This is a genomic window from Niallia sp. FSL K6-0212, from assembly GCF_038007605.1.
GTDB classification, from domain to species: Bacteria; Bacillota; Bacilli; order Bacillales; family Cytobacillaceae; genus Niallia; species Niallia circulans.
On sequence record NZ_JBBOXL010000001.1, the window covers coordinates 1,846,601 to 1,859,962 of the forward strand.

15 protein-coding genes are annotated in these 13,362 nt (G+C 34.1%); 7 read left to right on the forward strand and 8 right to left on the reverse strand.

Annotated elements, in window-relative coordinates:
• Positions 1 to 41 precede the first annotated feature (41 nt).
• A complete protein-coding gene (locus MHH96_RS08675; RefSeq protein ID WP_053215648.1) occupies positions 42 to 2,078 on the forward strand; it encodes a bifunctional diguanylate cyclase/phosphodiesterase in 2,037 nt (678 codons plus the stop codon).
• 119 nt (positions 2,079 to 2,197) lie between these two features.
• Here MHH96_RS08675 and MHH96_RS08680 read toward each other — a convergent pair whose 3' ends face one another.
• Positions 2,198 to 2,392, reverse strand: a complete 195-nt coding sequence (locus tag MHH96_RS08680) for a hypothetical protein (protein ID WP_047941796.1) — start codon at positions 2,390 to 2,392, stop codon at positions 2,198 to 2,200.
• Between the two features lie 133 nt (positions 2,393 to 2,525).
• Here MHH96_RS08680 and MHH96_RS08685 point away from each other — a divergent pair, with 133 nt between their 5' ends.
• Positions 2,526 to 2,756 carry an excisionase family DNA-binding protein gene (locus tag MHH96_RS08685; protein WP_047941795.1) on the forward strand — a complete coding sequence of 77 codons (231 nt, stop codon included), beginning with the start codon at positions 2,526 to 2,528 and terminating at the stop codon, positions 2,754 to 2,756.
• 335 nt (positions 2,757 to 3,091) lie between these two features.
• On the opposite strand, the gene MHH96_RS08690 is transcribed toward MHH96_RS08685, so the two are convergent.
• The gene (locus MHH96_RS08690) at positions 3,092 to 3,403 is read right to left on the reverse strand and encodes a winged helix-turn-helix transcriptional regulator (protein WP_047941794.1); all 312 of its coding nucleotides are present in this window, start codon (positions 3,401 to 3,403) and stop codon (positions 3,092 to 3,094) included.
• A gap of 141 nt (positions 3,404 to 3,544) precedes the next feature.
• On the opposite strand from MHH96_RS08690, the gene MHH96_RS08695 reads away from it, so the two are divergent.
• Positions 3,545 to 4,399, forward strand: a complete 855-nt coding sequence (locus MHH96_RS08695) for a VOC family protein (protein ID WP_047941793.1) — start codon at positions 3,545 to 3,547, stop codon at positions 4,397 to 4,399.
• Positions 4,400 to 4,505: 106 nt separating this feature from the next.
• On the forward strand, positions 4,506 to 5,345 hold the full coding sequence (locus MHH96_RS08700; protein ID WP_047941792.1) for an STAS domain-containing protein: 840 nt from the start codon (positions 4,506 to 4,508) through the stop codon (positions 5,343 to 5,345).
• Between the two features lie 266 nt (positions 5,346 to 5,611).
• On the opposite strand, the gene MHH96_RS08705 is transcribed toward MHH96_RS08700, so the two are convergent.
• From MHH96_RS08705 to MHH96_RS08715, 3 genes are all read right to left on the reverse strand, one after another.
• Positions 5,612 to 6,277, reverse strand: a complete 666-nt coding sequence (locus MHH96_RS08705) for a DUF4352 domain-containing protein (protein WP_047941791.1) — start codon at positions 6,275 to 6,277, stop codon at positions 5,612 to 5,614.
• A gap of 169 nt (positions 6,278 to 6,446) precedes the next feature.
• Positions 6,447 to 7,832 (reverse strand): alkaline phosphatase, encoded by a 1,386-nt coding sequence (locus MHH96_RS08710; protein ID WP_047941790.1) that lies wholly within the window; start codon positions 7,830 to 7,832, stop codon positions 6,447 to 6,449.
• 162 nt (positions 7,833 to 7,994) lie between these two features.
• Complete coding sequence (locus MHH96_RS08715) at positions 7,995 to 8,702, reverse strand: aspartate/glutamate racemase family protein (protein WP_047941789.1); 708 nt, start codon at positions 8,700 to 8,702, stop codon at positions 7,995 to 7,997.
• 113 nt (positions 8,703 to 8,815) lie between these two features.
• Between MHH96_RS08715 and pdxR the strand changes: the two genes are divergently transcribed.
• From pdxR to MHH96_RS08730, 3 genes are all read left to right on the forward strand, one after another.
• On the forward strand, positions 8,816 to 10,210 hold the full coding sequence (gene pdxR / locus MHH96_RS08720; RefSeq protein ID WP_047941788.1) for a MocR-like pyridoxine biosynthesis transcription factor PdxR: 1,395 nt from the start codon (positions 8,816 to 8,818) through the stop codon (positions 10,208 to 10,210).
• Between the two features lie 102 nt (positions 10,211 to 10,312).
• Positions 10,313 to 11,353: a SepM family pheromone-processing serine protease gene (locus MHH96_RS08725; RefSeq protein ID WP_047941787.1), complete on the forward strand. Its 1,041-nt coding sequence runs from the start codon at positions 10,313 to 10,315 to the stop codon at positions 11,351 to 11,353.
• A 182-nt stretch (positions 11,354 to 11,535) separates the two neighbouring features.
• A complete protein-coding gene (locus tag MHH96_RS08730; protein WP_047941786.1) occupies positions 11,536 to 11,724 on the forward strand; it encodes a hypothetical protein in 189 nt (62 codons plus the stop codon).
• Between the two features lie 165 nt (positions 11,725 to 11,889).
• Here the strand turns inward: MHH96_RS08730 and MHH96_RS08735 are convergent, their stop codons facing one another.
• The 3 genes from MHH96_RS08735 to MHH96_RS08745 are packed head-to-tail and all read right to left on the reverse strand — an operon-like array spanning position 11,890 to position 13,360.
• Entirely contained in the window at positions 11,890 to 12,606 is a 717-nt protein-coding gene (locus tag MHH96_RS08735; RefSeq protein ID WP_047941785.1) for a LytR/AlgR family response regulator transcription factor, read from the reverse strand.
• Positions 12,607 to 12,608: 2 nt separating this feature from the next.
• Positions 12,609 to 12,746, reverse strand: a complete 138-nt coding sequence (locus MHH96_RS08740; protein ID WP_082138300.1) for a cyclic lactone autoinducer peptide — start codon at positions 12,744 to 12,746, stop codon at positions 12,609 to 12,611.
• The gene (locus MHH96_RS08745; RefSeq protein WP_047941784.1) at positions 12,743 to 13,360 is read right to left on the reverse strand and encodes an accessory gene regulator ArgB-like protein; all 618 of its coding nucleotides are present in this window, start codon (positions 13,358 to 13,360) and stop codon (positions 12,743 to 12,745) included. The genes MHH96_RS08740 and MHH96_RS08745 overlap by 4 nt, the downstream gene beginning before the upstream one ends.
• Positions 13,361 to 13,362: the final 2 nt, after the last annotated feature.

Sequence of the window (13,362 nt, forward strand, 5' to 3'; positions counted from 1 at the left end):
CTTATTAGAATATTTTTAGAGGGGAAATTACTATTTTTACATTGCCTAATGCTGATTCAGTAACTTATTTACAAGTGGAATATTCTATTCCTATTATTCTATTATCGATCTTAATCGCATGTTTAGCATCTTATACGGCGCTTTCCATGAATGAGCGGATTGTTTATAATAGTTTTTTTCATCGATATATTTGGTTAGGATTAGCATCTATTACCATGGGGTTCGGAATTTGGTCTATGCATTTTATTGGGATGAGCGCCTCTATGCTCCCAGTAAATATGAAATATAATATTCCATTAACGATACTTTCAATAGTACCAGCTATTCTAGCTGCTTTTTTGGCTTTCAGCCTATCAAGCAAAGCTAGAAATTCTAGTAGATTAATTGTATTCGCGGGGATATTTATGGGGATTGGTATTAGTGCTATGCACTATATTGGAATGAGAGCAATGGTTATAGAGGCTAATTATGCCTATCATTTTGGCTATTTTACTTTATCTGTTGTTATTGCCGTGCTTGCTTCTTTTGCTTCCTTATTTATTTTTCTAAAGTTACAGCCATATATGAATAACTTTATTGTGAAATGTATTACCTCTCTTTTGATGGGAATTACGATATCAAGTATGCATTATACTGGAATGCATGCTGTCAGGTATTATGTGGATTCAGAAAGAGAACTTATTCATTCCCACGCAAATCATCTTAGTATAAAATCAATCATTCTCGGTATATCAATTGGTATGGCTATTCTTTTTTTATTTTCTTTTTTATCTAGCTTGCTGGATCGCTATGTCGACTATCGGTTAAATCATTTTGATGCATTAACGAAGCGCCCCAATCGCAGGCAGTTTGAAAAAGTGATAGGCTCTGCTACTTATTTAAGTGGGATAGCAATTCTTCATATTCATAATATAAATAAATGGAATAGTAAGTATGGCTACTATTTTGGTGATAAAATCATTATTTATATAGAAGAAGTGTGTAGGAAGCTAGTAGGCCATAATATAGAATTGTTCCGAATAGAAGGAAATCGTTTTGCGTTCTTAAGTAGGACAAATGAGGATCTAGAGAAATTAATTTTAGAACTTAATCGTCTAACAGCCATAATATCTAGTCCTGTAATAATTGATGATCAAATGATCAAGATAGAGACAGCTATTGCATTGTCTGTTAATGAGAAAAAGGTTTCTGCCAAACAAATATATTTAAATGCTGAAGCAGTTTTAACTCATTATTCGCTTCGCTATGAAAATGAAATAATAAAGTATGATTCAGGTAAACATAAGCGAACATTTGCTAATCATCTTGTGAGTGAGATAGAAGATGCCCTCATAAAAAAACAATTATACTTAGTGTATCAGCCTAAAGTAAATTTAAACTCAAAGGAAGTAGCAGGAGTGGAAGCTTTATTAAGATGGAAGCATCCTAGATATGGGGAGATTTCTCCAGGAGTTTTTATTCCTATTTTAGAAGCGTCTGACAAAATGTGGGAAGTTACTGACTGGATTATGGAAGAGATCTGCAAGCAAATGGCCAGATGGCAAAATCAAGATAGAAGCCTATCTGTGGCATTTAATATTCCTGGTCCTTATGTTACTTCTCGACGACTAATGAGAAACTTAAAAGCGTATGTAGAGAAATATAAGCTAAGTCCATCATTAATCGAGTTAGAGATTACTGAAACAAGCGCCGTCGGTAATATGGAAGGAGCAATTCAATCCGTGCAAGCTTATAGAAATGCAGGTTTTTCTGTTGCTCTTGACGATTTTGGTACTGGGGTATCATCTTTGTCCTATTTAAAAAGAATTCCAGTCAATACATTGAAAATAGATAAATCCTTTATTGATGAAGTTCCAGAATCGCAAAAAGATGGAGAAATTATTAAAGCTATTATTGCCTTGGCAAGTTCTTTGCATTTATGCATTGTGATAGAAGGGGTAGAAAGAGAAGAGCAGATTGAATATTTATCTACCATAAATAAATGGCCGATTATCCAAGGATATTATTATGCTAAACCGATGAATAATCTTGCTTTGGAAGAGTGGCTTTATATGTTTGAAGAAGAAAAAACAGGATAGAATTTTGAAAAATAAGATCATCCGCTTTTAAGTTAAAAGAAAGGATGATCCTTTTCTTTTCGTGGGATCTTTGAGATAAATAGAAATGATAAGTGAAATAGGGTGGTTGATTTATGTGACTATTCTGCAGATAATTTAATATCTTTAGAGAAGGCTCCTGTATTTTTTGATTTACAAGAATCATTTTCTAATTTAATAGTTGGTAAAATGGGGGCATTTTCCTTTCTAGTTTTAGCAAAGAAAGACTGATAAAATATGAAAGAGAAACAACAAAAGATCATAACTAAAAATAAGCTGTTTAGAACGAAATTCATTTATTCATCCTCCTTTTGATGGTGCTGATATGGTAACTATACCGTTTATTGATGAAGGCAGTATAAAGACAGAGTTAAGTTTAAATGGAGTCAGTGTAAAGATGAATAGCAAATAGATGAAAGAGGTGTTTTTATGTATTTATCCGTGCAAGAAACCGCAGAATTGCTGTCGATTTCAGAAATGAAAGTGAAAAACCTTATTTTACAAAATCAGATTAGGGCTATTTATGATGGGACGGATTATCTTATTAACAAGGAGCAATTTAATACGCATTTTAAGCAAGTGGAAAAATATAAAACGTTTGTAGAAGAAGTATTAAGTGAGCCAATTCCTGAGGATTTAGACATTAAAGATGAGGATTAGTGTTTTTTAGTTTGTTAATAATAAGGCTGACAAACAACTAAATAAGAAGGTAAAGACGAATCAATAAATTTAAATAAATGCCTTGCTGACATCTATTCGTAAGAGCGTGCCGTCGAGGTTTAAGAGCGTCTATTCTTATTGTAGGAGTGGAGTGTCCTTATCTCCGCTCCACTTCAATTTTTTCGAAAATAATTATAGCCCAGGGAAAAACGGAGTGAATCAGTTTGTAGATGATAACTAAAAACTATCTTTTTAAAGTGAATAAAAACCCAAACAATCATATGGTATCTCCGTATAATTATTCGGGTTATCATCGACCGGAAAACTTTATATGGTTATACTTCTAGCCATGAATGAGACCAATTTTCGATTTCTTTCATAATTGGTTCTAATGAACGCCCTTTTTCTGTTAGAGAATATTCAATTCTAACCGGCGTTTCAGGGTATACCTCTCGTACCACAATATCAGCTTGCTCTAAATCCTTTAATCTCTCCGATAAAAGTCTTCCGCTTATTCCAATGGAGGATTCTATAGAACAGAAACGTTGAGGACCGTTTAACAGCTGATAAATAATTAAACCAGTCCAGCGTTGGCTTAAAATACTCATTGCTTTTTCAAACCGTGGACAAATTGTTGAATGGTTCATCTTACATCCCCCCTCGTAATAATTATACAATAATTATTATTTTAAGTAAAAATATTATGAATCATAACTAGATTACTTTACAACTGTTGTTTATTAAAATAAAATTACTTACATAAAGTAAGTAAAAATGGAGGAAAAAGAATGACATTTCATAACGATTCAACTATTTATGCAAAATCAATAACTTTAAAAGTATCTAATCTAGAAAAGTCTCTTTTGTTCTATACGAAAATAATTGGTTTTTCAGTTGCGAGTCAAGATAAAAGGACTGCATCTTTACGTGCAGGAACAGGGGAACCTTTTTTATTTTTAGAAGAATTAAAAGAAATCGAGCCTAAAACAGTACGAACAACAGGACTCTATCATTTTGCTATCTTGGTGCCATCAAGAGAGGAGCTAGGAATTATATTGAACCATTTGCTAGAAACAGGTTATCCATTACAAGGAGCTTCTGATCATTATGTTAGTGAAGCGATCTATCTAGCAGATCCAGATGGAAATGGGATTGAAATCTATCGAGATAGAAAGGCGACAGAGTGGGAGTGGGAAGATGGATTTGTGAAAATGGATACAGCCTATATGGATACAAAAGGAGTGCTTGCATCTGCAGGAAATCGCCAATGGAAAGGTCTTCCCGAGCAAACTATCCTTGGTCATATTCATTTACATGTTGCGGATTTAACAGATACGGTTGATTTTTATGTAAAAGGATTAGGCTTTGATGTCGTTCAAAAATATGGTTCACAAGCGTTCTTTCTTTCAACAGCACAATATCACCATCATATCGGCTTAAATATTTGGAATGGAATGGGGGCACCTGCTCCAGAAAAGAATCATGTTGGTTTAGCTTATTTTGATTTGAGTATACCTGATCACGAAAAACTAGAAGAAATTAAGCATAGAATTGTACAGCTAGGGGCATTAATTATCGAAAAAGAGGGTAAATGGTATACATGGGATCCCTCTGGAAATATGATTCATTTAACAGTTTTTTGAATATATAAAGCACTGCTTAATTTCTATTTTCTTATTAAACTTTAAATTAGAGTACATCATTTCCAAGTTGGACTATAATCAACATTTATTAGGAGTGATGCATTAGTTGTACTATAATCAAGGTGTATATCAATATTTCATCGACAATTCAGAAAGATTAACAGAAGAATGGTATAATGATTTGACAAAAAATGATCCAAAAGGTGTGTACGCAGCAACTGATCCATATGCGATTGAGACAATGAAAAAGCAAAACAATGATTTTCATCTTCGTCTTGCAGGTCTCTTTATTAAAGATAGGGAAGAGTTCCTTGAAGACATTAAGGAATGGATTTTTAAAATTGCAACCGATCAGGGGCAATTAGATACACCAATTCATTTTATTATTCGTGAATTTATTCGAACGAGGGAGCAATATTTTCAGTTGATTGAAGAATACGCGGCCAAACATCATGTCGAGCAGTCACGCGTCATTGAATGGAGCCATTCTGTTGTAAAGGTTCTCGATAAAATTATCTTGAAATATACTGAGGAACATCATAATTATTCCAATAGGCAGCTTATAGCACAACAGGATATGATTAATGAATTAAGTTCACCAGTCATTTCTTTAAGTAAATCAAGTGCACTCTTGCCTCTTGTTGGAGATATTGATACAGCGCGTGCTGCTTCTATATTAGAAAATACGATTAAGCAATGTGAAGAGAAGAAAGTATCCAGATTATTTATTGATTTATCTGGTGTAATTATTATTGATACAATGGTTGCCCATCAGATATTCCAATTGATTCATGGTTTAAGCTTAATTGGAGTGAATACGACATTATCAGGTATTCGCCCAGAAATAGCAACAACCGCAATACAGTTAGGATTACCCTTCGCGGATATTTCAATCGCTTCCACGCTTTCTAAAGCAATTGAGCAAGATGGCAACTTTGAAAAGTAAGTAAATTATGAATCAGTGAAAGGGACAAGTACTGTATATAAGGAGCCGCCAACTTCTGTTGTCCAAAATTTGTGTCCACTTGTATGCAGGTTATCATATGGAGAGACAAGCAACATGTATCTTATTATTATCGGCTTGTATATTGGTAGAAGAATTTTACGCCAGGATTACCTTGCTGGCTCACATTAAATGCCAGCTCGTCGTAAAAGGGTTTACCTGACGTACTTGATCTCTTTCAGCGATTTAGAATGTAGAGAATGTATATATTATTCTAAGTTAATGTCAATCATTTTTGCTTTTCCTAACAGGTTATCTTGTTCTGTATAGGTATCGCTTGTACTTAACTGGACTTTATTAACGGCAGAATTTTCTAAGATAAAGCCTATATTTCCTTTTTTTCGTTCTCCTGGATTTAATTCTCCATTAAGCTCTTCTAAGTAGATATCCTTTTCCCATGTAATCATTTCATCCTTATCTGTTTGGATGAAAGCAATTGGAGAGAACTTCCTAATTTCGTCCGATAGGTTTTCAAGTTCCACAGAAAACTTGATGAAAGTGAATTGTTCTTCATGTGTATAAGTATGATAAAAGTCTATTAAGCTATATGCTGGTCGATAAGCGATAAGTTTGATGTCTTTGACTGTTAGTCTTACGGAATCAACCTGAACTTCCTTGGCTTCTTTAGAAATGGCTTTTAATGTTGCTTCTCCTTTTCTATCGCGATAAAAGTCACCAGCAGCTAGTAAAGCGGCATCATCAATTACTTGCGGATTGGGAGTATAAATATCCGTTGAAACAGTTTTTCTATCTGCAGCTAGCGTGCTCGTTTCTCTTTTCTTTAAATCGTTATTCTTTGTATTAGTATTAGTTTCTTTGCTGCTACAGCCGGCTAGTAAAAGGAAGGTTAATAAATAGATAATATTTTGTCTCAATGGCGTTCCTCCTGATGGAAAAGCTCCCCTCGCGAAAATAGAGGGAAGCACTTCTTTTATTAAAGTAAAGAAAGTACAGGTTAATAGATGGAAGCAGTCCCCGTGTTTCCTATATCTCAGGAAATGTCGCACCAGCCCCGACGCTCCTAAACAGGTACCCTCCGCCATTCTATTTATCCGTTATTTTTATTTTTGCGTTTAGTAGGTTGAAGATAATTTTTGCATGATCTGTATTGTCCTTTTGTCCTGTAAAAAGGTTGCTAGAAGGTCCGTAGGCATAGACAGGAACGTCTTCACCTGTGTGTCCTCCAGTTGTCCAGCCTGTATTGGTTCGTTTATTGAAGATATCTTCAATAGCATTGTCGATAGTAGTGAGGTCCTTTGTATCAGCAGCCTTTTGAACGGTCTGAATTTCCTCTGAAGTTAGGGATAACTGAATATTATCTTTTAAGGTAGATTTTACATTCGCGCCATTTACAATTAATTCTGCCATAAAATCAGGTGTTTTCTTTGCTGCTTTGATTGGCTCGCCATACCAATTATAATCCCCATTAGCTGCAATAGAGAATCCGCCAGTTGAATGGTCTGCTGTAGCAACAACTAAAGTATTTTTATCCTTTTTAGCAAAATCAATTGCTGCTTTATATGCCTTTTCAAAATCCTCCATCTCACTCATTGCAGCGACAATGTCGTTATCATGGCCCGCCCAGTCAATTTGACTACCTTCCACCATAAGGAAAAATCCTTTCTTATTTTTGTTTAAACTATTGATAGCAGTTTTTGTCATTTCCTCTAACGAAGGTGTATCTTTATCTCTATCTATCATTTTCGGCATTCCTGCTTCCGCAAATAGACCAAGCAATTGTGTATCTTTATTCTTCAGTAAATCTTTACGATTCGTTACATAATTGTAGCCAGCCTTCTTAAATTCCTTCGTTAAGTCTCTATCCTGGCGAACGAAAAGGTCTGTCCCACCACCTAGAAGAATATCCACTTTATGCTTACCATTTATCATCTCATCAAAATAATCATCTGCAATGGCATTCATGTTTTTACGATTAATATCATGTGATCCAAAAGATGCTGGGGTTGCATGGGTAATTTCAGAAGTGGCAACAAGACCTGTGGATTTGCCTTTTTCTTTTGCAGCTTCTAAGACGGTTTTCACTTCCGAATGATCATTGTCTACAGCAATAGCATTATTGTATGTTTTAATACCAGCAGACATTGCGGTTGCGGCTGATGCAGAGTCTGTGACATTTTGTTCGGGATCTTCTGGATATGTCATTTGCTGTCCTACTAAATAAGGATCAAAATATGTGCTTTCTGCCGTTTTGGTTTTCGGATTATCTTTTAAATAGCGATATGCGGAAGTGTAAGAAACACCCATTCCATCTCCTATCAGAAAGATAACATTTTTCGGTTTTCCGTTATTGTTTCCATTTTTTTTTGCTTCTGCATCTGTTCCTGTTAATACAGTTGCTAATCCAGCAACTGTTAGAGAAGAGATTACAGCGATTGGCAGCACCTTTTTTTTCCATGATTTTAAGTTCAAATTTTTCCCCTCCATTATTTAGGCTCGCTTTATTATCATGGAAAAAAGTTAAGCTTGTTTTACAGTAGTTTAGAAAAAAAGTAAAAAAAACTAGGATAAATGTACCCTAGTTCGATAGTAATGATAGAGGTCGTTTGCCTATGGAAAAGGAAAAAGAGGTTTTTACTTTAATGCAAAATTTTTATCGAGTGCATAGGAAACGGCTGCTTGAGCATGTAAAAATGTTGTATCAAATAGCGGAATAGAACTGTCTTCTTGTTTTATAAGTAAGGGAATCTCTGTACATCCTAAAATTATCCCTTCAGCGCCTTGTGCTTGAAGTTTGTCTATAATACGCAAATAGATAGCCTTTGATTCTGGAAGGATTATCCCTTTGCATAATTCATCGAATATAATTTGATGAACTGCTTCTCTATCCTCTTTGTCAGGAATAATTGTTTCAATCTCTTGTTGTAAAAGTGCTTCTTTATAAAAGGACTGCTCCATTGTAAACATCGTTCCTAATAAGCCGACTTTTTTTAAGGTAGCTTTTTTTATTTCATATCCAGTAACATCTGCGATATGAAGTAATGGAATAGTGATAGCTGCTTGTACTTCTTTTGCCATTTTATGCATAGTATTGGTACAGATAATTACGATATCAGCACCGCCCGCTTCCAGTGTTTTAGCGGCATTTATCATTAATACAGTGGCCTCATCCCAATGTCCAGCTTTTTGCAGAGCAACAATTTCTTCAAAGTCAAAGGAATATAGAAGCGATTTAGCAGAATGTAATCCACCCATTTGTTCTTTTACGAATGTATTTATATAGCGATAATAATCAGCTGTTGATTCCCAGCTTAACCCGCCAATTAGTCCAATTGTTTTCATTAGATACTCCTTTATGTCCATTTTTTCACATCATAACATGGTATACTGGTATAGAATAGAGCCAGTAATTATATACTTTTATAGTACCAGTTTGTTTTTTAGGAGGATTCTGCATGATCTTTATTACGATTGACCGATCCAGTTCTATTTCTTTAACACAGCAAATTTATGATCAAGTTCGTAATGGAATATTGGAAAAGCAATTAAAAGAGGGAGATAGACTAGCTTCCTCAAGAGAATTAGCAAGCTCTATTGGAGTTTCGCGAAATATTGTGCTGGAGGCGTACGAGCGTTTAATTGCAGAAGGCTATTTAGAAGTAAGACCAAAGTCAGGGACTTTTGTAGCAAGAGGGACTTCTCTTTCGTTTACAGAAAATACAAGAAGAAAAGAAACTCCTAAAAAAATCGATGCGAATAAAAAGAGGTATATTGATTTTAAAGCAGGGAATCCAGCAATCGATTATTTTCCAAGGAAGAAATGGGCACAATTAACAAAGGAAATTTGTTTGCATTCTTCGGAAGCAGTCTTTGGATATGGAGAGGCCTCTGGAATGAAAGAATTAAAGAATGCCCTTGTTGACTATTTAAAAAGAGTTAGAGGGGTGCAATGCAGGGCAGAGCAAATTTTTATTACATCGGGTGCTACTCAAGGATTGAAGCTAATCACAGAAATGCTTGGGAGAGGAAATAAAACGATAGCAGTTGAGGATCCTGTGACAGATGAAATGAGAAATATTTTTACTTTTAGCAATGGACAAATCATTCCTGTTCCTGTAGATGAGAATGGGATTGATCCAAGTGGATTACCAAAACAATCCCCCAGTTTTGTCTTTGTTATTCCTTCCCATCAATTTCCTTTAGGGGGTATTCTTTCTATTCAAAGAAGGCTGCAATTAATCGAGTATGCGAAAAAGATGGATTGCTATATTGTAGAAGATGATTATGACAGTGAATTTACCTATGAGGGGGCTCCTGTACCGTCTATCCAAGGAATAGCACCTAACCACGTTATATATGTAGGAACTTTTAGCAAAATTCTTTCACCAGGCTTACGGATAGGATATGTAATTTTACCAGAGGAATTAATAAGTGATTTTGAACAGCTTAAGTGGTTTTCAGACAGACATACTTCCTCTCTGGAACAATTAGTATTAGCCCGTTTTATCAGGGAAGGCTATCTAGATCGGCATGTTCGCAAAATGAAAAAAATATATAAAGAAAAACGGGAACGGTTAGTCTTAGCTATTCAGCAAAATTTTGAATATGCTACCATCATTGGTAAATCGGCAGGAATGCATTTAGTTGTCGAAATTCCAGATACAGATTTTCATTCCACCTTCATACATAAAATCGAGGAAAATGGAGTAAAGGTATATCCGATTGAACAGTATAGTTTAGTTAAAGGAAAGCATAAGAGTAGAATTGTAATGGGTTATGGTGGATTATCCCTCGACCAGATTGAAAAAGGCGTCCGATTATTGCGAGAAATCCTTGATACAGAAAAATAGTCTTTTTAATGGAAAAACTATCTGAAATTCATTTTTTTTTAATATGATATATGTAAATATAGTTTATATCAGTAAAATTAATATCCTAAGGAGTATGTAGATATGAATAAATCAAGAAAAAGCATCTTTTCAAAAAAGTGGTTAATCATACTTTTTGGGGTACTCATTATTCTCTTATTTATCCCGACCCCTTATTATTTAAATCAACCAGGCTCAATTGAAGCACTTGCATCAAAAGTGACCGTAGAGAATGGTACGAAGTCTGAAAAGGGAAGTCTGAATCTAACAACAGTTTATTCGATTAAAGCAAATAACCCCTATATCTATCTATACGGATTGGTCGCACCACATACGGAAATCCGAAAGGAAGAAGAGGTTAAGGGGAATTTAAGTGATGATGAGTACAATAAGCTGCTGCTTCATATGATGGATACATCAAAGCAAAATGCGATTATCGCTAGTCTGCATGCAGCAGGGAAAAAGGTAGAGTTTACTTATAACGGTATTTTCGTTGCTCAAGTATTAGATAACTCTAAGGCAAAATCAATTATTCAAGTCGGAGATATTATTAAAAAAGTGGATGGAAAGGCATTTACTAAAAGCGAGAAGTTAATTGCTTATTTAAAAGAAAAGCAAGCAGGAGATATAGTCCACCTTGAATTTTTACATGGCAAGAAAAAGAAAGAAGCTGATGTAGAAGTAATTGAATTAGACAAAAAGACAGGGCAGGTTGGTATTGGGATTGCTCCAGAAGATAATATGACGATCCACCCTTCTATTGATGTAAAAATTAATAGTGAAAATATTGGAGGGCCTTCCGCCGGATTTATGTTTTCATTAGAAGTCTATAATCAAATTGTCAAAGAAGATTTAACAAGAGGCTACAAAATAGCCGGTACCGGAACGATGGATGCCGAAGGAAATGTGGGGCAAATTGGTGGAATCAAGCATAAAATCGTTGCGGCACATAAAGAAGATGTGGATATATTCTTCTATCCACGCGATATAACAGAATATGATACGAATGAAAAGGAAATTAAAGAACAAGTAAAAGAAGAGGGATATACCGATATTAAGATAGTTCCTGTTAGTACGTTAAAAGAGGCAATTGAGTATTTAGAAAAGCTACCAGAGAAGAAATAAATTTATGGGTTATTAGAAATCTCCTTACATAGTAGGGAGATTTTTCTTTATTTTTATAAGAAAGGAGACAGGGAGATTCCTGTAAAATTCTAGCGTTTAGAAAAGCCTGAAATGGGAAAGTTATATATAAGAAATGAAAAGCACGTATAGTCGGTAAAACGGCATTTATAAGGAGGTTCACGATGTCAGAATTTTTCAGTGGTTTTTTTAATATTCTTTATGGAGCTTTCGGAGTTCCTCTACTTTTAATCGTTCTCATTATTCTTGTTATCGTTGTTTCACAAAGAAGACGAAAAAAGAAAATGAAGCAAGAAGACTGGATGGGGCATTCGTCAGTAGAGAAAATCGAAAAAGATAATAAAAAGAAGTAGCAAAGCATTTTCCTTCCTTTAGATGAAAAAAATTTTGGCCATAAAATTCAAGTATAAGAAGAACCTGAACAATTATCCTTTTTTACATCTGGATACTTGTTCAGGTTTTGTAGGTTGTTTTGTAAAGTTTGATGCCAAAAAAGGCTGTTATCAATATCAATAAAGCTAGAAACTGAACTCACTGAATATTAAATCTTTAAGACCTTTTATCCGATGTTTGCTCACTGGTAAAGTTTCTTCAGAATCAATTAGAACCAGATTATATGAATTCATAAATTCATCTTTTTGAATTTTTTTAACTCTTTCTAGGTTGACTAAATAGGATTTATGGATACGATAAAATCCGTGCTTTGCTAATTTTGCTTCAAGAACTTCAAGTTTCTCATTACTTTCAATAAGTTCTCCGGTTGTAAGATGTATTGTGGTTTTTCGAATGGTTTTACCAATAAAGTTAATCTCATCCTTTTTAATTAATAAGTACCCAGTTGATGTCTTAACCCCTACCCGAAGGTCGTCTTTATTTACATAATTAACTCGCGTTAGTGTTTGGAATAATCTAAATACATCAACAGGCTTTACTATATAATCTAAGGGATAAAAATTATATGCATCCAATGCAAAGGATTTGTGATTACTGATGAAAACAATTTTTATATTTTTGTAATACTGATTGATATGTTCTGCTAGTTTAAATCCAGATTGAGATGCAATTTCTATATCTAATAATGCAATATCTACTTTATTCTCATTTAAAAAAATTGGAAGAGAATCACCATTTGTAGAGGTATATACTAAATTATATGGTGATTCTTTAAAAATATCTTTATATAGTTCTAATTGTATCGGGTCATCGTCTATAGCTATGATACTTAATTTAGACATTTTTATTCAGAATCATTCTTTTTGTCTTTACTAGGAAGTTCAGGTTCGTATGTAAACCAATACGATGCTAGAGTACCCTTTGAGGCCATAAAACCAACCTTACCTATAATTTTTGCTAGTACTTTCGTAAATAAGTTCATAAATAATCCACCTTTCTTGTAGTTTTTTTATCTAACCAATCGGTCATGTCATGATGCCATTCTGTAAGTGAAATCGATTGGAAGAGAACAGATAGCCAAATACTTGAGATAATACTTGATTTACCTATAGGTAATAATATCGTGAGGATGAACAGTGTTGTAATAAAAAATAATGAAATATGTTTGAATAACATTTTCTTATTGTCATTAAATAAAGCTCTAGTTTTATGTAAGACAGGAGCTTTTTTATTATAAATAAACATAGAAATTAAATAAATTATAAGGACAGCGATCATATTAAGAGCTAGAAAATGCTTGGTTGCTATCGAAAGTATAAGGATTAAAATAGTACTGTAGACCACACATTTTAAATAACTTTTAAAGTGTGCTCCTCCCCCAAAAGTTCTAAGAAAAGCTCCTGTAAAAAGAGATACGGTGGCTTCAATAAAAACTCCAAATAAAACCGATAGTATTAGAATAACTGAAATTTGAATAGTTAATGAGATTATCCACTCTAGTCCGTATCGTATATACTCTTTATTATCTCTGTATTCTGGGGCATGTTTAATAACAAAATTAGTTACTTCATTACTAATTATATTAGGATTAACCATAA